Below are 21,007 nucleotides of genomic sequence, written 5' to 3' on the forward strand. Positions count from 1 at the left end.
TCACGGTTCATCCGCGCTTGCAGCCGATGTCTGCCGCCGCTGCCGCTGCCGTTGAATGAAGGCATAAAGCGTTTCGTTGGCCTTGACCAACCGTTTCGCCCCGGCGATCGCCCGGAAACCGCCGGCGGCCAGCCGACCGCGGAACGTAAGGGGCAGAACGATGTCGCGCAACGGGGTTTCCACCGTGCACCACGACCGCTTGTAAGGCTGGTCGCCGATGCCGAAGTCGAAGACGGCGACGCCTTCCGCGCAGAGGCGCTCGATCATTCTGTAGAACAGCAACTCGCCCGGGCTGGCGTCCGCGGCGATTTCCTCGTCGATCGAACCGAACTGGCAGATGACGTGGTCGCCCTTACGCGAGAGACCGGCGACCGCGAGAATTCGGCCGGCATATTCGCCCCTCAGTCTTATCGCATTGAGTTCGAGGAGGGGCTCGGGCGCCCCGGCATCGATCAGCGCATGGAAAAAGGCGCGCGTCTCGGCATCACGAAAGGCATCCGGCAGGCCGAGTGTCTCGAAGCGGGCGGCTTTCTGGCGGAAGAAAGTCTCGAGCAGGGCGTGGGCCTCCTGCGTTTCGCGAGCGATAACATAATCATAGCCGCCAATCTCGGCGAGGCGCCTTTCGGATATGCGCATCTTCTTGCGCCGCCGCTTGGCATTGATCTGGGCGAGTGTGTGCTCGATCGTGCCGAGAAGCGGCAACTGGAAGGAGGCGTTCGGGTTCTCGATGCCGGCCAGAGCGGCGAGGGGGTGCGGCGCGCCGCGCCAGATCTGCGGCGTCCGGTCGAACACGATCACGTCCGCGAAACGGCGGAGCTGGCGACCGATGCCGCCGGTGAGCGCTGCCGTGAGCTCCGCAGCGGGCGCATTGTCGATGCCGGGGCCGAACAGGCCGGTGTTGAGATTGCTGTGCTCCGAGCCGACCAGGCGCGCCGCGCGGAAAAGCCGGCCGCGTTCGATCTCGAACGGGAGGAGAAAAAGCGGCTCCCTGCCAGCCGCACCACGAACGATCAGCAGTTCGCTGCCATGCGTCTTTGTCCACGCCGCACACCAGTCGAAGCTCTGGTGCAGCGAATTGCCGCTGCTTCCGTCAAGAACGCGCCATTCCGCTTCGATCTCGTCCATGTCCGCGTGGACGGAGATGGTGATCCGGCCGGCACCGCTGCCTTCACGGGCGACGCTCCCGGCCGAAAGATACCGCCCGGCGCTGGCTTCCGGCGAAAGGGTGAAATCGGAACTTGCCATCATTGTCGATCCGCATGCGTGATGCAGCCATTGAAACGGGAATTCTGATAGATCTGATTAATCCGGCAGGCACGCGCGTGCCCGGCAGACAACAGGGTTAGGGGAATATGAAGCCGGAACAGGCGGCCGCTGGAAATGCAGGCAAGGCGGCCGGTAGAATTCAGTCGAGGAACCCGGTCGCGAGCGCCGTTGCCCATTCGGCGCGGCCGCGTTCGGCCGCGAGGAGCGACGCCGCCATGTGATCGTAGCCGACACAGCGGAAGGTGACGTTCCAGTCGCCGGATGCCATCTCGACGATGGCGTAGCGGGCATCCGGCGAACCGGTTTCGACCTTGTGCGCGACTGGCCGGTCGTCGCCATAGGCCGGGCATCCGACACTGCCCGGATTGACCAGGAGCCGCCCGCCCGAAAGCCGCAGGGCACGTTGAACATGCGTGTGGCCGCAGAGGATTACGGGGTGCTCGATGTCGTCGGCAAAGCGCTCGATCTCCGCGCGCCGCGCCATGTGAACGATGCCGTCGCCCGTCAGCGCTTCCATCCAATAGGCCTCGTCGCTCGTCGGCGTGCCATGGCAGAGAAAGAGAGCGTCCCGATAGACGAGGGTCGCCGGCAGAGCGGCCAGCCAGTCGAGGTGGCGCTCATCGAGTTCTTCATGGGCGGAGCGGTCGGACAATCCCATGCGGGCAGGGTCGAGCGTGAGAAGATAGCGGTCGTGATTGCCGCGTATCGCAGCGGTACGGCGGCCGATCAGGATCTCCGCTGTCCGCGCGGCATTCAGCGGGCCGCTCAGATGATCGCCAAGATTGACGATCTCGTCGATGCCCTGTGCGTCGATGTCGGCAAGCACGGCCTCGAGCGCGAGGTCGTTGCCGTGAACATCCGAAATCACCGCGATTCTCATGCCCGGAAACCTCAGTGATCGGCGGCGGGTTTTTCCATCCATTTGATGATCAGCATGGCGGGAAGGACCCACAGCAGGCCGGTGAAGAAGAAATAAAGCAGATGCACCCACCAGGGAGACGCGCCGAGCAGCAGGGAAGCGAAGGTAACGGCCGCAAGTGCGTAGACGACGACGAGGATGATGAGCAGGACGGTACCGATCAGTTTTCGGAGGCGTACGGGCATTTTTCGATCTTTCGGTGGCGGCAGCGTTGGCACTCGGGCGGCCCGCGACGGCATGCCGCAAAGGGTTCGGCCTTGTTTTGCACGGCACTCTGGTGCAAATCAACGGCTTTGAGACCGTCCTGACCGGCAATGCCGGCATAGCGGTACCGTTTCCGCGACAGATGAGGAAGTGCCATGGCCCACGCCGAATTGGCAACAGAACAGATGCTGCTCAAAGAGATCGGCAGAACCGAGCGCAACCGCCGGCAGATCCGCGGCTGGCTTGCCGCCGTTCTCTTCGCTCTGTTTGCGCTGGTGCTCGTCGGAGGGGCTACGCGACTGACCGAATCCGGCTTGTCGATCACCGAGTGGAAACCCGTCCACGGCGTCATACCGCCGCTCTCCGCGGAGGAATGGGAGGAGGAATTCCGCCTCTACCAGCGCATTCCGCAATATGAGCAGATCAACAAAGGCATGACGGTCGACGAGTTCAAGACCATCTTCTGGTGGGAGTGGGCGCACCGGCTGCTCGCGCGCGGCATCGGCGTGATCTTCGCTCTGCCGCTCTTCTTCTTCTGGATCACGGGGCGGATAGAGCGGCGTCTGCGGCTGCCGCTTCTCGGAATCCTGGCGCTCGGCGGTTTTCAGGGATTCATCGGCTGGTGGATGGTATCCTCCGGTCTGGCGGAGCGGACCGCAGTCAGCCAGTACCGGCTTGCCACGCATCTGACCATCGCCTGCCTGATCTTTGCCGCCTGCATGTGGATTTACCGGGGGCTGTGTCCGCATTCCGACGACGCGCATCCGACGAAAAGGTCGCAAGGCATGGCGGCGGCCATCGCGACCATGAGCCTCTTCCAGATCTATCTGGGCGCGATCGTCGCGGGTCTCGATGCGGGTCTGAGCTACAACACCTGGCCGCTGATGGACGGGGCGATCGTGCCGGGCGGTCTGTTCGTGCAGCAGCCCGCCTGGATCAATCTCTTCGAAAATCCGAAGACGGTGCAGTTCGTCCACCGTCTCGGCGCCTATCTGCTGTTCGCATTGGCGCTTTGGCACATGATCGCGTCCCTCCGCGCCGCGCCGGAGACGACACATGCCCGCCGCTCGGTACTCCTCTTCGCGCTGGTGACGGTGCAGGCGGCAATCGGCATCACGACGTTGCTTCTGCAGGTACCGATCGGCTGGGGCGTGCTGCATCAGGGCGGCGCCCTCGTCGTGCTCGGCTTCGCGATCGCCCATTGGCGCGGTTTCGTCGGCACCTATCCGACAGACACGGCGATAGAAATGCGCGACTGATTTGCCTGCGATCGAACGAACGAAAACCCCGGCAGGAACGCTGCCGGGGTTTTCGTCTCGACTCGCCGTGTCAGGCGGACAGCATCAGGTCCATGTTCTGGACGGCGGCGCCCGAGGCGCCCTTGCCGAGATTGTCGAGCAGCGCGACCAGATTGACATGCGCTCCACCCTGGGTACCGAAAACGAAAAGCTTCATGGCGTCGCTGCCGGCGAGCTCCGTCGCATCGATCCGGGCGAGCTTGGCGCTCTCCTCAAGCGGCACGACGTCAACGATCGACTGTCCTGCATAATGGTCGACGAGGGCCCGATGGATCGTTTCCAGCGTTGCACCGGCTGCCAGGTCCTCGAGATAAAGCGGCACCTGCACGATCATCCCCTGCGCGAACTTGCCGACGGAAGGGCTGAAGACCGGCGCGCGCTCGAGAAGCCCGTGCATCTTCATTTCCGGCACGTGCTTGTGCTTCAGCGTAAGCCCGTAGAGGAAATGCGGCGCGTCGATGTGGTCCGGATTCTTGTCGTCCTCCATCTGCGCGATCATCTGCTTGCCGCCGCCGGTATAGCCGGAAACCGCATTGACGGTGACGGGATAGCCGTCCGGCAGGATACCCGCCTGGCGCAGAGGGCGAATCAGGGCGATCGCTCCAGTCGGGTAGCAGCCGGGATTGGCGACATGGCGCGCGTCGCGGATCCGCTGGGGCTGCGCCTTGTCCATCTCGGCAAAGCCATAGGCCCAGTCGGGCGCGACGCGATGCGCGGTCGACGTATCAATGATGCGGACGCGATTGTTTCCGGCAACCATGGCAACGGCCTCCCGCGAGGCGTCGTCCGGCAGGCATAGGATGGCGATATCGGCGCTGTTCAGGAGATCCTCGCGCATCGCTGCATTGCGTCGCTCCGCTTCCGGAATGGACAGGAGTTCGAGATCCGTACGGCCGGCCATGCGCACACGGATCTGCAGGCCCGTCGTGCCGTGTTCGCCATCGATAAAGATCTTCGGTGTCATGATTTTCCTGCTCCTGCAGTCCGTTAGCGGCGTTTCCGGAATCAGTCTGGCATAAAATTGAATCAATTTCTTGGGCGCGCGCCGCCGCTTCGATCAGCCGCGCCTCTCCGCCAGCCACTCGGCACGCAGGCCCAGCATATACATGGCGATGGTCGAGCCAGCAATGGCGGTGAGGTCCGCGTGGTCGTAGGCAGGCGCCACCTCGACCACGTCGCTTCCGGCGATATGAAGCGCGCCGAGTTTGCGCAGGACCGATAGTATCTTGGCGCTTGACGGGCCGCCGGCCACGGGGGTGCCGGTGCCGGGCGCAAAGGCCGGGTCAAGGCAATCTATATCGAAGGTCAGATAGGCGGGGCGGCTGTCGACATGGCGGATGATGGTATCGGCGATCTCCTCGGCGCGCATCTCCTCGAGCTCGTCGCCGTAGACCATCCGAAGGCCGCAATCCTCCGGAGCATGCGTCCGGATGCCGATCTGGATCGAGCGTTCCACGTCGATCAGTCCCTCGCGTGCCGCGCGGCCGACGAAAGAGCCATGATCGATGCGGCCTTTCTCGTCCGGCCAGGTGTCCTGATGGGCGTCGAACTGGACGAGGGCGAGGGGTCCGTGCAGGGCTGCATGGGCCCTGAGGATCGGATAGGTGACGAAGTGGTCGCCGCCGAGCGTCAGCAGGTAGGCGCCGGACTTCAGGATTTTCGACGCCTCGCGCTCGATCGTCTGGGGAGTCTTCGCATGGTTGCCGTAGTCGAGCAGGCAATCGCCGTAATCGATCGTCGCCATGTCGGCAAACAGGTCGCGCTGGAACGGATATTGCGGATCGTTGTCGAAGATCGCCGATGCGCGTCGGATCGCCTGTGGCCCGAAGCGCGCGCCGGGGCGGTTCGACGTGGCCGCATCGAACGGGATTCCCCAGACGACCGCCTCCACACCCTTGAGCTCTTTGGTGTATTTCCGCCGCATGAAGGAAAGGATGCCGGCATGCGTCGGATCGGAGGCCGCCGCCGTCAGTGATTTTGCAGTGATCGCGTGGTCGATCGACTTGTTGGCCATGCTGTTCTCCCGACAGATGTGCGGACGTTGGCCAATCGATCGGGGCAAGGCAAGAGCCCGGCGTCAAAATCATGTGCACGGGGACGCTATGGATGCACATGAAAAAAGGCCGGGACGAGCCCGGCCTTCGAAAGTGCAGTCTGCCAGCGATTAGCGCTTGGAGAACTGGAACGAACGACGTGCCTTGGCACGACCGTACTTCTTGCGCTCGACCACGCGGCTGTCGCGGGTGAGGAAGCCGCCGCGCTTCAGAACGGGGCGCAGGCCCGGTTCGAAGTAGGTGAGGGCCTTGGAAATGCCGTGACGAACGGCGCCGGCCTGGCCGGAAAGGCCGCCGCCGGCAACGGTCGCGTCGATGTCGAACTGGCCGTCACGGGCTGCCGCGACGACCGGCTGCTGCAGGATCATCTGCAGAACCGGACGGGCGAAGTAGTCCGAGAAAGGCTTGCCGTTGATGGTGATCTTGCCGGAACCGGCCTTGATCCAAACGCGGGCGACGGCGTCCTTGCGCTTGCCGGTCGCATAGGAGCGGCCCTGGGCGTCGACTTTCTTGACGTGAACCGGAGCAGCCGGTTCCGCGGTCGTGGCGATTTCCTTGAGAGCGGAAAGGTCAGCCATTATCAGGCGCTCCTTGTGTTCTTGCTGTTCAGCTTGGCGACGTCGAGGACGGCCGGCTGCTGTGCTTCATGCGGGTGGTTCGAACCGGCGTAGACACGCAGGTTCTTCATCTGGCGACGGCCGAGCGGGCCGCGCGGAACCATGCGCTCGACGGCCTTCTCGATGACGCGCTCCGGGAAGCGACCTTCGATGATCTGGCGCGCGGTGCGCTCCTTGATGCCGCCGGGGTAACCGGTGTGCCAGTAGTACTTCTTGTCGGTGTACTTCTTGCCGGTGAGGACGGCCTTCTCTGCATTGATGACGATGACGTTGTCGCCGTCGTCGACATGCGGCGTGTAGGTGGCTTTATGCTTGCCGCGCAGGCGGTTTGCGATAAGGGAAGCGAGGCGACCGACAACGAGGCCTTCGGCGTCGATGATGATCCACTTCTTCTCCACCTCTGCAGGCTTCTGAACGAAGGTTGCCATATCTAAACTCTTTCGTTTGGACCCGGAACGAAGCCGGGCGTTTCTTGTTGCTTGCTTTGACCTCGATGAGGGCAAAAAAGAAGGCGGCCCAGTCGGACCGCGATCTGGGGCAGCTTATAAGGAAGCTCGCCATCAAGGTCAAGACCGTCTTTCCGTGCGCCGTGAAAGAAGATGAAGCAAATTCAGATAGTTACCAGTGTGGTATTATTATACCACACTTCAACGGGGCGGAATCGAATAGGTCGCCGTCGCATGCGCGATCAAATCGGGACTTGCTACCGTCTTTATCGATGCGTCGAGAACGGCCAGCCGTTTGCCGAGTTTGAGAATCCGGCAGGTACATTCGAGTGGTTCCGGTTCCGGCTTGCGCAGGAAGTTGATGTTGAGGCTGGTGGTGACGGCAAGCGCGACCGGACCGATATGCGCGATGAGCGCGATATAGGCCGACACGTCCGCCAGCGCGAAGAGCGTCGGGCCCGAGACCGTACCGCCCGGACGGATGTGGCGCTCGTTGGGGTCGAGCCGCATCGTGGCGAAGCCCGGTCCAGTCTCGGTCACCGCGAAGACCTTTCCGTCGGTGTGGACCTGCGGAAAATCGGTGTCGAGAAAGCGGTTGAGCTCCTCGACGGTCATGACCGGCTGCAGGGTCATCGCGTTCTCTCCCGTGTTACTTGCCTCGGTTGCACCCGTTACAAAACGTCCTGGAGCGCCGTGCAAGCGGGAAATTGGTCTTAGGCAGTCATAGGTCAGTCGGGAGCGCGGGGTTGAAAGAGCGGCGACGGCGGCGTACCACGACACGAACTTCGATATGGGAGAGAGCCATGGCGGACGTCGTTTCATTCAGGAAAGAAGAGTCGAACGGACCCTTGCTGCGCGAGTTCGATGGCCCGGTCCTTCGGCTTACCCTCAACAATCCCCCGGCAAATGTGCTTTCGATCGCCCTGATGGAAGCACTGCTGGCGGCGCTCGAAGAAGCGGCCGTCTCGAAGGAGATCAAGGTCGTCGTGATCGCGGCGACCGGGAAGCTCTTCTCCGCCGGCCACGATCTCAAGGAAATGACCTCGCACAGGGCCGACGCCGACGGTGGCCGGGCGTTCTTCGAGCGAACGATTCGCCTCGCAGCCGAAGTCATGCTGACGATCACCAGGCTGCCGCAGGCGGTCATCGCCGAAGTCGACGGCCTTGCGACCGCCGCCGGGTGCCAGTTGGTCGCCAGTTGCGACCTCGCGATCTGCACCGACACGTCGACCTTCTGCACCCCCGGCGTGAATATCGGTCTTTTCTGTTCTACGCCGATGGTCGCCCTGACGCGCGCCGCCCATCGCAAACAGGCGATGGAGATGCTTTTGACCGGTGAGACGATCGATGCCGGGACAGCGAAGGAGTTCGGTCTCGTCAACCGCATCGTCCCACAACAATATCTGCGCCAGGTCATCGACAAATATGCGTCGATCATTGCCTCGAAGTCGCCGCAGGCGCTGAAGATCGGCAAGGAGGCTTTCTACCGTCAGACGGAAATGCCGCTTGCCGACGCCTACGACTTCGCTGTCGGCGTGATGGTCGAGAACATGCTCGCCCGCGATGCCGAGGAAGGTATCGGTGCCTTTCTCGGCAAGCGCATGCCGGAATGGAAAGAGGAATAGTGCATGTCGCCCAAAAGTGTGCAGCGGTTCTGGGATAACGACATGCAGTAACGAGCGCGACGCGCTTTAGGTCCTGGGCCTCAGGCGAGCCTGAGGAGCAAGGCACCGAGCGCGATGATGCAGGCGGCGATGATGCGCCAGGCGCTGACGCGCTCTCCGAGGAACACGACGGAGATGACGACGGCGAACAGGATCGCCGTTTCGCGGAGGGCGGCGACGGTGGCGACCGGGGCTTTCGTCATCGCCCAGAGCGCAAGGCCATAGGAGCCGATCGATCCGGCGCCGCCGACAAGCCCGCGCCACCAGTGACGGCTCACATGCCGCGCGACCGGCTTGACGCCGCGCCGGGCGAAGGCCCAGCCGAAGAGCAGGACCGGCGGCAGCAATGCCATCCAGAGCGTGTAGGATATGGCATTGCCGGAAATGCGGGCGCCTATCCCGTCGACATAGGTATAGCTCGCGATCACGCAGGCATTGAGCAGTGCCAGAACGATGGCGTGCCTGCCGCCCTTGCGGGATTCGAAGGCGAGCGTGAGCACGCCCGCGGAGATCGTCATGATGCCGGCCATCGCGCCGCCGCTCAGTTTCTCGCCGATGACGAGGCTGCTCGTCGCTGCGACGAGAAGAGGAGCGACGCCGCGCATCAAGGGATAGACCAGCCCGATGTCGCCTGCGCGGTAAGCGGCTGCGACCAGCTGGAAATAGGCGAACTGGAAAAGTGCCGAAACCAGAATGTAGGGCACGGCCTCGGAACCGGGCATCGGGAGGAAGGGCAGGAAGGGGAGCGCCACGACCGCGCCGCCAAGCGACACCATGGCGGCGTCGAGCGATTTTTCCGTGCCGGCCTTGACGAGCGCGTTCCAGGTCGCGTGCAGCAGCGCTCCGAGAAGTACGAGCGCAATGACGTCCGGCGGCAAGATGAACCTCGGCGGGGTGATTGGGCGGGAAAGCCGGTTGTGGGCTCGCATTTGCCGAAATGCAACCGGAATTACAGATCGATCGCAACGAAACGGTGCAAATGCATGGCCGGGGAAGGTGCCTTGGTTGACTCGCAGCCGCTCCACGCCAACTATCGCTCCGCATGATAAACATGCGCGGACAACAAGCATGCACCACGATGCCTACCCGGATTATTATCTTGCCGACATCCTGCGCGAGACGAAGACCATCGCGCTCGTCGGCGCTTCGCCGAAGCCGGAGCGGCCGAGCTATCGCGTCATGGCCTTTCTTCTGCGCAAGGGATACCGCGTCATTCCGGTCAATCCCGGCCATGCGGGCGGTACGATTCTCGACCAGCCGGTGGTAGCGCGCCTCGCGGAAATAGGGGAGGCGATCGACATGGTCGACGTCTTCCGTGCGGCTTCGGCCTTGCCGGCGCTCGTCGACGAGATCCTGTCGCTGCCGGCCCTGCCCAAGGTCATCTGGGGACAACTGTCCGTCCGCGACGATGCAGCTGCGGCCAAGGCCGAGGCCGCAGGCATCAAGGTCGTCATGGACCGCTGCCCGGCAATCGAATATCCGCGACTGATCGGTTGATCGTTAATAAATGAGGGAGGAACGACGATGAAATCCGGACCCGGGTTCAGCACGCTTGCAATCCACGCCGGGGCCCAGCCGGACCCGACGACCGGCGCGCGGGCGACGCCGATCTACCAGACGACCAGCTTCGTCTTCAACGACACCGATCATGCGGCGGCACTTTTCGGCCTTCAGCAATTCGGCAATATCTATACCCGCATCATGAACCCGACCCAGGCGGTACTGGAGGAGCGGATTGCGGCGCTCGAAGGCGGGACCGCCGGCCTGGCCGTTTCCTCGGGGCATGCGGCCCAGCTGCTGGTTTTCCATACGATCATGAGGCCGGGTGACAATTTCGTTTCCGCCAGACAGCTTTACGGCGGGTCGGCCAATCAGTTCGGCCATGCCTTCAAGGCCTTCGACTGGCAGGTCCGTTGGGCCGATTCGGCGGAGCCCGAAAGCTTCGATGCGCAGATCGACGAAAGCACCAAGGCGATCTTCATCGAAAGCCTCGCCAATCCGGGCGGCACCTTCGTCGATATAGCCGCGATCGCAGACGTCGCGCGGCGGCATGGACTGCCGCTCATCGTCGACAATACGATGGCGACGCCCTATCTGATGCGGCCGCTCGAACACGGCGCCGATATCGTCGTCCATTCGCTCACCAAGTTCATCGGTGGTCATGGCAATTCGATGGGCGGGATCATCGTCGACGGCGGTACGTTCGACTGGTCGAAATCCGGCAAGTATCCGCTGCTGTCGGAGCCCAGGCCGGAATATGGCGGCATCGTCCTGCACCAGGTCTTCGGCAACTTCGCCTTCGCCATCGCCGCACGGGTACTGGGTCTGAGGGATTTCGGTCCGGCGATTTCGCCCTTCAACGCCTTCCTTATCCAGACCGGCGTCGAGACGCTGCCGCTGAGGATGCAGCGCCATTGCGACAACGCGCTGGAGGTCGCCAAATGGCTGAAGGGGCATGAGAAGGTGTCCTGGGTCCGCTATTCCGGGCTGGAAGGCGATCCGAACCACGCGCTGCAGAAGCGCTACTCGCCGAAGGGGGCGGGAGCCGTCTTCACATTCGGGCTCGCGGGCGGATACGAGGCGGGAAAGCGCTTTGTCGAGGCACTGGAAATGTTCTCCCATCTTGCCAATATCGGCGACACGCGTTCGCTCGTGATCCACCCCGCCTCGACCACGCACCGGCAGCTCACGCCGGAGCAGCAGATCGCCGCAGGCGCCGGACCCGACGTCATCCGGTTGTCGGTCGGCATCGAGGACGTGGCCGACATCATTGCCGATCTGGAACAGGCGCTGGGGAAGGCCTGAGAGGCACGGCAGGACGTGGAGGCTTCTTATGGGCCATATGCTGAAATTCGATCCGTCTTGCGTCGAGGCTGAGATCGGGGTGCCGGCGCGCGACAGGCTGATTTCTGGAAATCCGGAATTTCGCACCTGGAATATCGAGGAGGCCGGCGGGCTCTATGCGGGCATATGGGAAGCCACCCCCGGCAAGTGGCGGATCGTCTATGACGAGTGGGAATATTTCCACATCCTCTCCGGTCATTCGATCGTGACCGAAGAGGGCGGGGAGCCCCTTCATCTCGAAGCCGGCGACAGCCTGGTGTTGAGACCCGGCTTCAAGGGAACCTGGGAAGTCGTTGAAACGACTCGCAAGGACTACGTGATCCGCGTCTGACACCGCTCACCAGACCAGATCGAGCCGCTCCAGACCATGAAAGTGGAACGCGTCCTTGACCGGCGGCTCGTTCCTGAGCCGCATTCCGGGAAGCCGCCGGAACAGGATCGGCAGGGAAATCTGCAGCTCCAGCCGTGCCAGCGGTGCGCCGATGCAGAAATGCAGGCCTGCGCCGAACGAGACGTTGGCGCCTTCGTTGCGATCCGGCCTGAACGTATCGGGAGAGGAGAATTTGCGCGGATCGACGTTCGCCGCCCCCAGCATGAGGCCGATCTTGTCCCCCTTCCTGAGGGCGATGCCGTCCTCCAGCTCGATATCCATGAGCGCGTAGCGCTGAAAGATATGCAAGGGCGCGGCGAAGCGCAGACACTCTTCCACCGTGCGCTCCGTCGTCTTCTCGTCCGAAAAAAGCTCGGTGGGCGAGAGGCCGGACTGCAGGATCGTGTGCACGGCATTGCCGATCTGATGAACCGTCGCCTCGTGGCCCGCATTCAGAAGGAGGACCGTGGTCGAAATCAGCTCCGCATCCGACAGGCGCTCGCCGTCTTTTTCCGAGGTGATCATATGCGTGAGCAGGTCGTCGGCGGGGTTTGCCCGCTTCTCCGCTATGATTCCCTTCAGGTAGTCGGCGAACTCCGCCGATGCTTGGTTGGCGTCGAACTCCGTTTCCAGGCTGGGATTGAACACGTACATCTTCACCATGCGGTGCGACCAGTCGAGCAGACGCGGCGCCGCTTCGACCGGGATGCCGAGCATCCGCGCGATGATGGTGACCGGGATCGTCTCGGCATAGGTCTTCAACAGCTCGGTCTGACCATCCTTCTCGAAGCCGTCGATCACCGCATGCGAGAGCGCCTCGATTTCCGGCCTGAGCTGTTCGATCTGACGGGAGACGAAGGCGCGATTGACGAGCGTGCGCAGCCGCGTATGGGCCGGCGGCTCCAGTTCGAGCAGCGAGTGTTCCTCCAGCGCATCGAAAGCCTTCAGATGCGGTTTCGGTTTCGGCATGCCGAGTTCTTCCCGGGTGGCGACATGCAGGATCTGTCGGCCGAAGCGCCGGTCGCGCAATAGACTGTTCACCTGCTCGTAGCCCGCAAAGAACCACTGCTGCGGCTCCTCCCAGAAAAAGGCCGGACATTGCGCATGAAGCGCCGCGTAGGCCGGCAGCGGATTGCGGAAGAAGCGGGGGTTGCGGACGTCCAGGGAGACGCGCCGGGCGGGGCCGTCGATGGTGATACCGGGGGCGATGGACATGATATCGACTCTTCGAATGCTGCAATCGGATGACGATCCGCATCTCTATTGCGCCATGCGTGCTGACTGCAAGTGCCTTCGGCACCGGAAGGAACAACATCGCCGCTAGCTACTTTTCCGGTAGCACCGCCCGACCTATTTGAGCATGATGCGGCAGCAAGCAGGGAGCGGCATGGCAAAGACGCAAGGCAATCTATCCGCGGGCATCATGGCAGCGATACGAAAGCGGCGGCCGACGGTCGTCAACCGTGATGCCGCAGTGAACCGCGGCGACATCGTGATCGCTTCCTATAATATCCACAAATGCGTGGGCACCGACGGGCGCTTCGACCCGCCGCGAATTGCGCAGGTCATCGCGGAGATCGGTGCGGATATCGTCGCGCTTCAGGAGGCCGACCAGAGATTCGGCGAGCGCGCGGGGCTCCTCGATCTCGAGCACCTGCGCCGTGAGGCGCATCTTGTCTCCGTTCCGATTTCGCCTTTCAGCGAGAAGGGCCACGGATGGCATGGCAACGTCCTGCTTATCCGTGAGGGTGCGGTTTCCGACGTGCGGCAGCTGAAATTGCCGGGCGTCGAGCCGCGCGGCGCCCTCGTCGTCGATCTCGACCTGAAGGCGGGTCCGTTGCGGGTGATCGCCGCTCACCTTGGCCTGCTGCGTCATTCCCGGGCGCGCCAGGCGGAATCGCTTTTGAAGGCGACGGCGGACGGCGCCGGCCGTCCGACGCTGCTGATCGGCGACCTCAACGAATGGCGCATGGGCAAACGCTCCTCGCTCAGCTTCCTCAGTCCGATATTCGACCCGTCGCATTCAGCCGTTGCCAGCTTCCCCTCGCGCTTTCCGCTGCTGCCGCTCGACCGGGTGCTCGGCAATCCGCATCATCTTGTAACCTCGGTGGCCGTGCACGACACGCCCCTGGCGCGAGTGGCTTCGGACCATCTGCCCGTCAAGGCCTCGATCGATCTGAAGGTTGTCCAGAAGGACGGCCCCGAAGGTGAGGAAGCCCGCTTGGCCGATGCGGGGCAGGGATAGCGGTGTCGCACGCGCTCCATAGTGGGGCGCGCTGGTCGCCGTCGTAGTTTGGTTTCCGCATGTTTCATCCTTGATCGGCTCCGGTGAAACATGCGGCAGGGCAGCGTCTGATGTTGTCGTGGATTGCACTTTTTCTCGTAGCGCTCTGCGGGCTCTTTCTGGTCGCGGTCCTCTACGTTTACGGCTGGTTTGGTCGCAGGCCGCGGATCGAACCATCATTCGCGCTCCCCATCGGCGGAGACGAGACGGGCATCGATCGGCACCTTGGCCCGCTGCTGGGTGCCGCCCAACCCGGCGAGAGCGTGGTCGCGCTCATTTCCGATAACATCGAAGCCTTCGTTGCGCGGGCGCTTTCGGCCCGCCGGGCGGGGCGCAGCCTGGACCTGCAATACTACTACTGGAAGGACGACCTGACGGGGTTTCTGCTGACGCGCGAGATCATCCGGGCGGCCGACCGCGGCGTTCGCGTCCGCCTGCTGCTCGATGATATCAATGCAGGCATCCATGATCGTCTCTGCATTTCGCTCGACGCACATCCGAATGTCGACGTGCGGCTCTTCAATCCAAGCCGGGCACGAACGGACCGCTTCCGCCGCGGGTTCGAAATGGCGATAAGGGCCTTCAGTGCGACGCGCCGGATGCACAACAAGCTGTGGGTCGCCGATGGCCGGCTGGCCATATCCGGTGGGCGCAATATCGGCGATGCCTATTTCGACGCGGCGGAACTGTCGAACTTTCGTGACCTCGACGTCTGGATGGCGGGGCCGGTCGTCGACCAGGCGACGGCCATGTTCGATCTCTACTGGAACAGCACGTCGGTGCTGCCGATCGCCGCGCTCAGGACGCCGCGCAAGCAGTACCTTCCGGCGCTGAGAGAGGCGCTGGACGCGCTGGCGCGCACGGCGGCCGCGCGCTTCTACCTCGAAAAGGTCGCAGACGCGGGTCCCGGCCCCTATTGGGGGAGCCGGACCCTCCATCGCAGCGCGGATATGCGCATGGCGTTCGACCCGCCGGAAAAGGCGCTGATGCAGAAGCGGCAGAACTGGCTGTTGCGCGAACTGTTCCCGCTGATCAAGGGCGCCAGGCGTGATCTGCGGATCATCTCGCCTTACTTCGTCCCCGGCGCAGCGGGGACGCGCGTGCTGGCGCTGCTCGCGGGAAAGGGCGCGAGGGTGGCGGTGCTGACGAATTCGCTCGCCGCAACCGACGTCGCGGCGGTGCATGGCGGCTACGTGAAGTATCGCAAGGGCCTGCTTGACGGCGGTGTCGAGCTTTACGAGCTCAAGGAGCGCGGCGATTTCTTCGATCGCCACCGTATGTCGCTGTTCGGAGCGCGAAACGCGAGCCTTCACACCAAGGCCTTCGTCGTCGATGGCCTCTGCGGCTATGTTGGCTCCATGAATTTCGATCCGCGTTCCGCGTCGCTCAACACCGAGATGGGCATCGTCTTCTCCGACGAGGCGCTCGCCGCCGAGCTTCAGTCGATCTTCGAGGAGGAAACGGCGCCGGAGCGAAGCTATCGCCTGATGCTTAAGGACGGCAGGCCCGCGTGGCGGGACCGGACGAACGGCTCCCTGCGGCTGCTGCGGCGCGAGCCGGACGCAAGCATCCTCCGCCGGCTGATCGCCGGCGTGATCCGCTTTCTGCCGTTGGAGTCCCAGCTTTGAAAGGCGTCGGAATTTACCAGTCGTTTACCGCGCTCCTGCGAATGCCTGTGAGGAAGGCGCCCGGGGCATGCGCGACGGCATAAAGAATTGGAAAATTGTTCTACCGCCAATCCGCCACGCCGATAAAAAGCTCTGGACCCCGGGCCCGCGACTATTCAGTTTATCGAATGTTCGCGTCTTGAAGTGAAGGGCATTGACACTCTATGTAAGGTCTGAGGCTTATCCGATGATTCCGGTCCGCGAAGGGATGCGGTCCCGATTGATGAAGGTTCGATATGAGAAATCCAGTTGATACGGCCATGGCGCTGGTGCCGATGGTTGTTGAGCAGACCAATCGCGGCGAGCGATCCTACGACATCTATTCGCGACTGCTCAAGGAGCGCATCATCTTCCTGACGGGGCCTGTCGAAGACCACATGGCGACGCTGGTCTGCGCACAGTTGCTGTTCCTCGAGGCGGAAAACCCGAAGAAGGAAGTCGCTCTCTACATCAACTCTCCGGGCGGTGTCGTGACAGCGGGCATGGCGATCTACGACACCATGCAGTTCATCAAGCCGGCGGTCTCGACGCTCTGCATCGGTCAGGCGGCGTCGATGGGCTCGCTGCTGCTTGCCGCCGGTCACAAGGACATGCGCTTCGCAACGCCCAATTCGCGGATAATGGTCCACCAGCCCTCCGGCGGGTTCCAGGGCCAGGCGTCCGACATCGAACGGCATGCACGTGACATTCTCAAGATGAAGCGCCGGCTGAACGAGGTTTACGTCAAGCATTGCGGTCGCACCTACGAAGAAGTCGAGCAGACGCTCGACCGCGACCATTTCATGAGTGCGGACGAGGCGCTCGACTGGGGCTTGATCGACAAGGTGATCACGTCGCGCGATGCGGTCGAGGGCATGGAATAGTTCGAACACGGGCTTTTGTGTCGCCACAGATGTAATTGTGACACATTTGTAATGGCGAAGGGGCTTTATCCAAGGGGCAAAGCCGTTAATATGAATCCTTAATGCTATGTTGGAACAAGGAGCATAGCATTCGGATTTGATGGGGAGAGTCGTTGCAACCGGTGATCGGGCCTCCGCCCGGGACGGTGAGTACTCCCAAGAGCCTTGGGCGGCGCCTGGAGCCGACGTGCAAGGCGAACTGAGTGTCCGTGATATCTTTCCGAAGGTGTCCGGCGTGCTGGAAGGAAGTGGAAATGAGCAAGGTCAGCGGTAGCAACGGCGGTGACTCGAAGAATACTCTCTATTGTTCGTTTTGCGGCAAGAGCCAGCATGAAGTCCGCAAGCTGATTGCCGGACCGACCGTGTTCATCTGCGATGAATGCGTCGAACTCTGCATGGACATCATCCGCGAAGAGAACAAGACCTCGATGGTCAAGTCCCGCGACGGCGTTCCGACGCCGCAGGAGATCATCAAGGTCCTCGACGAATACGTCATCGGCCAGCAGCAGGCCAAGCGTATCCTGTCGGTCGCCGTGCATAACCACTACAAGCGCCTTGCCCATGCGGCAAAGAGCAGCGACGTGGAGCTGGCGAAGTCGAACATCATGCTGGTCGGGCCGACCGGCTGCGGCAAGACCTATCTGGCGCAGACGCTCGCTCGCATCATCGACGTTCCCTTCACGATGGCGGACGCGACGACGCTGACCGAGGCCGGCTATGTCGGTGAGGACGTCGAGAACATCATCCTCAAGCTCCTGCAGGCGGCCGATTACAACGTCGAGCGCGCCCAGCGCGGCATCGTCTACATCGATGAGGTCGACAAGATTTCCCGTAAGTCCGACAACCCGTCGATCACGCGCGACGTTTCGGGCGAGGGCGTGCAGCAGGCGCTTCTGAAGATCATGGAAGGTACCGTCGCATCGGTCCCGCCCCAGGGCGGCCGCAAGCATCCGCAGCAGGAGTTCCTGCAGGTGGATACGACGAATATCCTCTTCATCTGCGGCGGCGCTTTTGCGGGCCTCGACAAGATCATCTCCGCCCGCGGCGAGAAGACGTCGATCGGCTTCGGCGCGACGGTGCGCGCTCCGGAAGACCGGCGCGTCGGCGAGGTGCTGCGCGAGCTCGAACCGGAAGATCTGGTGAAGTTCGGCCTGATCCCGGAATTCATCGGGCGCTTGCCGGTTCTGGCGACGCTCGAGGATCTCGACGAGGATGCGCTGATCCAGATCCTGTCGGAGCCGAAGAACGCTCTGGTCAAGCAGTATCAGCGGCTTTTCGAAATGGAAGACGTCGAACTGAACTTCCACGAGGACGCGCTGCGTGAGATCGCCCGCCGTGCCATCGTCCGCAAGACCGGCGCACGCGGCCTGCGTTCGATCATGGAGAAGATCCTGCTCGACACCATGTTCGAGCTGCCGACGCTGGAAGGCGTTCGCGAAGTCGTCATTTCGGACGAGGTCGTCAAGGGAACGGCGCGGCCGCTCTATATCTACTCGGAGCGTTCCGAGGAGAAGACCAACGTTTCGGCTTGAGCCTCAAGCGCAGCGCGTCTTATCGCCGCTCACGATTGTTTGAAGAGCCCCCCGCGTGGGGGCTTTTTCATGTGACGCCGTTGCGATCATGCCGGCGAAGCGGTGCGGAACCGGCATTTTCGAGGACGGCTCTGCAGCCGCCGTTCGGGCCCGTTCCCTCGAATGTTTCAGTTCAAAATCATGGTGATCGCACCAATCGATTGTTGCTAAAGTGCCGCAACAACGCGATGATGCGCAGATTCAATGGGTGCGCATTTGCAGGCCGCGATATCCGGGCAGGTCGCAAGGTCTGCAACAGCATTCGAGCTTAAAGGTCGGGGATTATCCATGAAGGCGGGGATTGCGCCGTACCTTGAAAAGGCCTCTCTTGCACTCCACTTTCATGTACGAAATGTGACAGCCGGGAGTGCCGCAGAGGCTCCCGGAAACGGGCCCGAACATCGGGACGGAAAGGAAATGATATGACGAACAAAACGTCTCCGGCGACTGAAAGCGCGACCTATCCGGTTCTGCCGCTGCGTGACATCGTGGTCTTCCCCCACATGATCGTGCCGCTCTTCGTCGGCCGGGAGAAGTCGATCCGTGCACTCGAAGAGGTCATGGGTACCGACAAGCAGATCATGCTCGTGACCCAGATCAACGCTACGGATGACGATCCGGAACCCGCCGCCATTTACAAAGTCGGCACGATTGCAAACGTGCTGCAGCTTCTGAAGCTCCCCGACGGAACCGTGAAGGTTCTGGTCGAAGGACGGTCGCGTGCCGAGATCGATCGCTATACGCCGCGTGACGATTTCTACGAGGCCGTGGCCCATGCGCTGCCCGAACCGGACGAGGATCCGGTCGAGATCGAGGCGCTGAGCCGTTCGGTCGTTTCCGAATTCGAAAGCTATGTGAAGCTCAACAAGAAGATTTCGCCGGAAGTCGTCGGCGTCGCGAGCCAGATCGAAGACTACTCGAAGCTCGCCGATACCGTCGCATCCCATCTGTCGATCAAGATCGTCGAAAAGCAGGAAATGCTGGAGACGACGAGCGTGAAGATGCGCCTCGAAAAGGCGCTCGGCTTCATGGAAGGCGAGATCTCGGTTCTTCAGGTCGAAAAGCGCATCCGTTCGCGCGTCAAGCGCCAGATGGAGAAGACGCAGCGCGAGTACTACCTGAATGAGCAGATGAAGGCGATTCAGAAGGAGCTCGGCGACAGCGAGGACGGCCGTGACGAGATGGCCGAACTCGAAGAGCGCATCTCCAAGACGAAGCTCTCCAAGGAAGCCCGTGAAAAGGCCGATGCGGAGCTGAAGAAGCTGCGCCAGATGAGCCCGATGTCGGCGGAAGCGACGGTCGTGCGCAACTATCTCGACTGGCTGCTGGGCCTGCCCTGGGGCAAGAAGTCGAAGATCAAGACCGATCTCAACCATGCCGAAAAGGTGCTGGATACCGATCACTTCGGTCTGGACAAGGTAAAGGAACGCATCGTCGAATATCTGGCGGTGCAGGCCCGTTCGTCCAAGATCAAGGGGCCGATCCTGTGCCTCGTCGGCCCTCCCGGCGTCGGCAAGACGTCGCTCGCCAAGTCGATCGCAAAGGCGACCGGCCGCGAATATATCCGCATGGCGCTGGGCGGCGTTCGGGACGAGGCCGAAATTCGCGGCCATCGGCGGACCTATATCGGCTCCATGCCGGGTAAGGTCGTCCAGTCGATGAAGAAGGCGAAGAAGTCCAACCCGCTCTTCCTGCTCGACGAGATCGACAAGATGGGTCAGGACTTCCGTGGCGATCCGTCTTCGGCGCTTCTGGAGGTGCTCGATCCGGAACAGAACTCGACGTTCATGGATCACTACCTGGAGGTGGAATACGACCTCTCCAACGTGATGTTCATCACCACGGCGAACACGCTCAACATTCCGCCGCCGCTGATGGACCGCATGGAAGTCATCCGCATTGCCGGCTATACCGAAGACGAAAAGCGGGAAATTGCCAAGCGGCACCTGCTGCCGAAGGCGATCCGCGACCATGCGCTCCAGACGAACGAGTTCTCCGTCACGGATGGCGCTCTTATGGCGGTCATCCAGAACTACACGCGAGAAGCGGGCGTCCGCAACTTCGAGCGCGAGCTGATGAAGCTGGCGCGCAAGGCGGTGACGGAGATCCTCAAGGGCAAGACCAAGAAGGTCGAAGTGACGGCCGAGAACATCCACGACTATCTCGGTGTGCCGCGCTTCCGCCACGGCGAAGCCGAGCGTGACGATCAGGTCGGGGTGGTCACCGGTCTTGCCTGGACTGAGGTCGGCGGCGAACTGCTGACGATCGAAGGCGTGATGATGCCCGGCAAGGGCCGCATGACGGTTACCGGCAACCTGCGTGACGTGATGAAGGAATCCATTTCGGCGGCGGCATCCTATGTCCGCTCGCGCGCGATCGATTTCGGCATCGAGCCGCCGCTGTTCGACAAGCGCGACATTCACGTCCACGTGCCGGAGGGCGCGACCCCGAAGGACGGCCCGTCGGCCGGTGTCGCCATGGCGACGGCGATCGTGTCGGTGATGACCGGTATCCCCATCTCCAAGGACGTGGCGATGACCGGTGAAATCACCCTGCGTGGACGCGTGCTGCCGATCGGCGGTTTGAAGGAGAAGTTGCTGGCGGCTCTGCGTGGCGGCATCAAGAAGGTGCTGATCCCCGAGGAGAACGCCAAGGACCTCGCCGACATCCCTGACAACGTCAAGAACAGCCTCGAAATCATCCCCGTTTCGCGGATGGGCGAGGTGATCGAGCACGCGTTGCTGCGGCTTCCGGAGCCCATCGAATGGGATCCGGCAAGCCAGCCGGCCGCCCTGCCGTCCGTTGATTCGCAGGACGAAGCGGGCACTTCGATTGCCCACTGAGGCAGTGCAGATAGGGTGACAAGTGTGTCCCGCTTGCGCCCTTCGGCCAGAAAAACAA

At 62.4% G+C, this 21,007-nt stretch carries 20 protein-coding genes; 10 read left to right on the plus strand and 10 right to left on the minus strand.

Annotated elements, in window-relative coordinates; all coding sequences use genetic code 11:
* The 3 genes from ACFHWW_RS32050 to ACFHWW_RS32060 all read right to left on the minus strand — a co-directional run bounded on the left by ACFHWW_RS32050 (position 1) and on the right by ACFHWW_RS32060 (position 2,370).
* A complete protein-coding gene (locus ACFHWW_RS32050; protein ID WP_379943307.1) occupies positions 1 to 1,248 on the minus strand; it encodes a GNAT family N-acetyltransferase in 1,248 nt (415 codons plus the stop codon).
* A gap of 157 nt (positions 1,249 to 1,405) precedes the next feature.
* On the minus strand, positions 1,406 to 2,146 hold the full coding sequence (locus ACFHWW_RS32055) for a metallophosphoesterase family protein (protein ID WP_379943309.1): 741 nt from the start codon (positions 2,144 to 2,146) through the stop codon (positions 1,406 to 1,408).
* 11 nt (positions 2,147 to 2,157) lie between these two features.
* Positions 2,158 to 2,370 (minus strand): DUF2842 domain-containing protein, encoded by a 213-nt coding sequence (locus ACFHWW_RS32060; RefSeq protein ID WP_003529239.1) that lies wholly within the window; start codon positions 2,368 to 2,370, stop codon positions 2,158 to 2,160.
* A gap of 174 nt (positions 2,371 to 2,544) precedes the next feature.
* On the opposite strand from ACFHWW_RS32060, the gene ACFHWW_RS32065 reads away from it, so the two are divergent.
* On the plus strand, positions 2,545 to 3,648 hold the full coding sequence (locus ACFHWW_RS32065) for a COX15/CtaA family protein (protein WP_379943311.1): 1,104 nt from the start codon (positions 2,545 to 2,547) through the stop codon (positions 3,646 to 3,648).
* A gap of 70 nt (positions 3,649 to 3,718) precedes the next feature.
* Here ACFHWW_RS32065 and argC read toward each other — a convergent pair whose 3' ends face one another.
* The 5 genes from argC to ACFHWW_RS32090 all read right to left on the minus strand — a co-directional run bounded on the left by argC (position 3,719) and on the right by ACFHWW_RS32090 (position 7,437).
* Positions 3,719 to 4,651: an N-acetyl-gamma-glutamyl-phosphate reductase gene (gene argC / locus ACFHWW_RS32070; RefSeq protein WP_379943313.1), complete on the minus strand. Its 933-nt coding sequence runs from the start codon at positions 4,649 to 4,651 to the stop codon at positions 3,719 to 3,721.
* 93 nt (positions 4,652 to 4,744) lie between these two features.
* The gene (speB, locus tag ACFHWW_RS32075; protein WP_100672179.1) at positions 4,745 to 5,701 is read right to left on the minus strand and encodes an agmatinase; all 957 of its coding nucleotides are present in this window, start codon (positions 5,699 to 5,701) and stop codon (positions 4,745 to 4,747) included.
* Between the two features lie 150 nt (positions 5,702 to 5,851).
* The gene (rpsI, locus tag ACFHWW_RS32080) at positions 5,852 to 6,319 is read right to left on the minus strand and encodes a 30S ribosomal protein S9 (protein WP_003529231.1); all 468 of its coding nucleotides are present in this window, start codon (positions 6,317 to 6,319) and stop codon (positions 5,852 to 5,854) included.
* Between the two features lie 2 nt (positions 6,320 to 6,321).
* On the minus strand, positions 6,322 to 6,786 hold the full coding sequence (gene rplM, locus ACFHWW_RS32085; RefSeq protein WP_018094825.1) for a 50S ribosomal protein L13: 465 nt from the start codon (positions 6,784 to 6,786) through the stop codon (positions 6,322 to 6,324).
* A gap of 219 nt (positions 6,787 to 7,005) precedes the next feature.
* Complete coding sequence (locus ACFHWW_RS32090; protein ID WP_018094826.1) at positions 7,006 to 7,437, minus strand: PaaI family thioesterase; 432 nt, start codon at positions 7,435 to 7,437, stop codon at positions 7,006 to 7,008.
* A 170-nt stretch (positions 7,438 to 7,607) separates the two neighbouring features.
* Between ACFHWW_RS32090 and ACFHWW_RS32095 the strand changes: the two genes are divergently transcribed.
* Positions 7,608 to 8,429: an enoyl-CoA hydratase gene (locus ACFHWW_RS32095; protein ID WP_275596468.1), complete on the plus strand. Its 822-nt coding sequence runs from the start codon at positions 7,608 to 7,610 to the stop codon at positions 8,427 to 8,429.
* Positions 8,430 to 8,509: 80 nt separating this feature from the next.
* Here the strand turns inward: ACFHWW_RS32095 and ACFHWW_RS32100 are convergent, their stop codons facing one another.
* Entirely contained in the window at positions 8,510 to 9,346 is an 837-nt protein-coding gene (locus ACFHWW_RS32100; protein WP_018094828.1) for a DMT family transporter, read from the minus strand.
* Positions 9,347 to 9,536: 190 nt separating this feature from the next.
* Between ACFHWW_RS32100 and ACFHWW_RS32105 the strand changes: the two genes are divergently transcribed.
* Genes ACFHWW_RS32105 through ACFHWW_RS32115 form a run of 3 tightly spaced genes read left to right on the plus strand, consistent with a single transcriptional unit; the run spans position 9,537 to position 11,643 of the window.
* The gene (locus ACFHWW_RS32105) at positions 9,537 to 9,965 is read left to right on the plus strand and encodes a CoA-binding protein (RefSeq protein ID WP_127709298.1); all 429 of its coding nucleotides are present in this window, start codon (positions 9,537 to 9,539) and stop codon (positions 9,963 to 9,965) included.
* 27 nt (positions 9,966 to 9,992) lie between these two features.
* Positions 9,993 to 11,273: an O-acetylhomoserine aminocarboxypropyltransferase gene (locus tag ACFHWW_RS32110; protein WP_379943317.1), complete on the plus strand. Its 1,281-nt coding sequence runs from the start codon at positions 9,993 to 9,995 to the stop codon at positions 11,271 to 11,273.
* A 28-nt stretch (positions 11,274 to 11,301) separates the two neighbouring features.
* Positions 11,302 to 11,643 carry a cupin domain-containing protein gene (locus tag ACFHWW_RS32115; protein ID WP_379943319.1) on the plus strand — a complete coding sequence of 114 codons (342 nt, stop codon included), beginning with the start codon at positions 11,302 to 11,304 and terminating at the stop codon, positions 11,641 to 11,643.
* 6 nt (positions 11,644 to 11,649) lie between these two features.
* On the opposite strand, the gene ACFHWW_RS32120 is transcribed toward ACFHWW_RS32115, so the two are convergent.
* Positions 11,650 to 12,897: a cytochrome P450 gene (locus ACFHWW_RS32120; RefSeq protein WP_379943321.1), complete on the minus strand. Its 1,248-nt coding sequence runs from the start codon at positions 12,895 to 12,897 to the stop codon at positions 11,650 to 11,652.
* Between the two features lie 172 nt (positions 12,898 to 13,069).
* On the opposite strand from ACFHWW_RS32120, the gene ACFHWW_RS32125 reads away from it, so the two are divergent.
* The 5 genes from ACFHWW_RS32125 to lon all read left to right on the plus strand — a co-directional run bounded on the left by ACFHWW_RS32125 (position 13,070) and on the right by lon (position 20,949).
* Positions 13,070 to 13,927: an endonuclease/exonuclease/phosphatase family protein gene (locus ACFHWW_RS32125; protein ID WP_018094833.1), complete on the plus strand. Its 858-nt coding sequence runs from the start codon at positions 13,070 to 13,072 to the stop codon at positions 13,925 to 13,927.
* Positions 13,928 to 14,037: 110 nt separating this feature from the next.
* The gene (locus tag ACFHWW_RS32130; protein WP_275596466.1) at positions 14,038 to 15,594 is read left to right on the plus strand and encodes a phospholipase D family protein; all 1,557 of its coding nucleotides are present in this window, start codon (positions 14,038 to 14,040) and stop codon (positions 15,592 to 15,594) included.
* Positions 15,595 to 15,869: 275 nt separating this feature from the next.
* Positions 15,870 to 16,496, plus strand: coding sequence for an ATP-dependent Clp endopeptidase proteolytic subunit ClpP (gene clpP, locus ACFHWW_RS32135; protein ID WP_003531805.1), 627 nt, complete (start codon positions 15,870 to 15,872; stop codon positions 16,494 to 16,496).
* Positions 16,497 to 16,789: 293 nt separating this feature from the next.
* Positions 16,790 to 18,067 carry an ATP-dependent Clp protease ATP-binding subunit ClpX gene (clpX, locus tag ACFHWW_RS32140; protein WP_003531807.1) on the plus strand — a complete coding sequence of 426 codons (1,278 nt, stop codon included), beginning with the start codon at positions 16,790 to 16,792 and terminating at the stop codon, positions 18,065 to 18,067.
* Positions 18,068 to 18,528: 461 nt separating this feature from the next.
* On the plus strand, positions 18,529 to 20,949 hold the full coding sequence (lon, locus tag ACFHWW_RS32145) for an endopeptidase La (RefSeq protein ID WP_100672188.1): 2,421 nt from the start codon (positions 18,529 to 18,531) through the stop codon (positions 20,947 to 20,949).
* The last annotated feature ends 58 nt before the right edge of the window (positions 20,950 to 21,007 follow it).

The organism is Sinorhizobium sp. P24N7, assembly GCF_042436655.1.
Classification (GTDB): Bacteria; Pseudomonadota; Alphaproteobacteria; order Rhizobiales; family Rhizobiaceae; genus Sinorhizobium; species Sinorhizobium meliloti_A.

Bases quoted from the DNA above. Each gene is read 5' to 3' on its own strand.
- rpsI (WP_003529231.1), bottom strand. From the start codon at position 6,319: ATGGCTGACCTTTCCGCTCTCAAGGAAATCGCCACGACCGCGGAACCG.
- ACFHWW_RS32060 (WP_003529239.1), bottom strand. From the start codon at position 2,370: ATGCCCGTACGCCTCCGAAAACTGATCGGTACCGTCCTGCTCATCATC.
- ACFHWW_RS32130 (WP_275596466.1), top strand. From the start codon at position 14,038: ATGTTGTCGTGGATTGCACTTTTTCTCGTAGCGCTCTGCGGGCTCTTT.
- rplM (WP_018094825.1), bottom strand. From the start codon at position 6,786: ATGGCAACCTTCGTTCAGAAGCCTGCAGAGGTGGAGAAGAAGTGGATC.
- ACFHWW_RS32110 (WP_379943317.1), top strand. From the start codon at position 9,993: ATGAAATCCGGACCCGGGTTCAGCACGCTTGCAATCCACGCCGGGGCC.
- ACFHWW_RS32095 (WP_275596468.1), top strand. From the start codon at position 7,608: ATGGCGGACGTCGTTTCATTCAGGAAAGAAGAGTCGAACGGACCCTTG.
- speB (WP_100672179.1), bottom strand. From the start codon at position 5,701: ATGGCCAACAAGTCGATCGACCACGCGATCACTGCAAAATCACTGACG.
- clpP (WP_003531805.1), top strand. From the start codon at position 15,870: ATGAGAAATCCAGTTGATACGGCCATGGCGCTGGTGCCGATGGTTGTT.
- ACFHWW_RS32115 (WP_379943319.1), top strand. From the start codon at position 11,302: ATGGGCCATATGCTGAAATTCGATCCGTCTTGCGTCGAGGCTGAGATC.
- clpX (WP_003531807.1), top strand. From the start codon at position 16,790: ATGAGCAAGGTCAGCGGTAGCAACGGCGGTGACTCGAAGAATACTCTC.
- ACFHWW_RS32105 (WP_127709298.1), top strand. From the start codon at position 9,537: ATGCACCACGATGCCTACCCGGATTATTATCTTGCCGACATCCTGCGC.
- ACFHWW_RS32120 (WP_379943321.1), bottom strand. From the start codon at position 12,897: ATGTCCATCGCCCCCGGTATCACCATCGACGGCCCCGCCCGGCGCGTC.
- ACFHWW_RS32055 (WP_379943309.1), bottom strand. From the start codon at position 2,146: ATGAGAATCGCGGTGATTTCGGATGTTCACGGCAACGACCTCGCGCTC.
- lon (WP_100672188.1), top strand. From the start codon at position 18,529: ATGACGAACAAAACGTCTCCGGCGACTGAAAGCGCGACCTATCCGGTT.
- ACFHWW_RS32065 (WP_379943311.1), top strand. From the start codon at position 2,545: ATGGCCCACGCCGAATTGGCAACAGAACAGATGCTGCTCAAAGAGATC.
- ACFHWW_RS32125 (WP_018094833.1), top strand. From the start codon at position 13,070: ATGGCAAAGACGCAAGGCAATCTATCCGCGGGCATCATGGCAGCGATA.
- ACFHWW_RS32090 (WP_018094826.1), bottom strand. From the start codon at position 7,437: ATGACCCTGCAGCCGGTCATGACCGTCGAGGAGCTCAACCGCTTTCTC.
- argC (WP_379943313.1), bottom strand. From the start codon at position 4,651: ATGACACCGAAGATCTTTATCGATGGCGAACACGGCACGACGGGCCTG.
- ACFHWW_RS32050 (WP_379943307.1), bottom strand. From the start codon at position 1,248: ATGATGGCAAGTTCCGATTTCACCCTTTCGCCGGAAGCCAGCGCCGGG.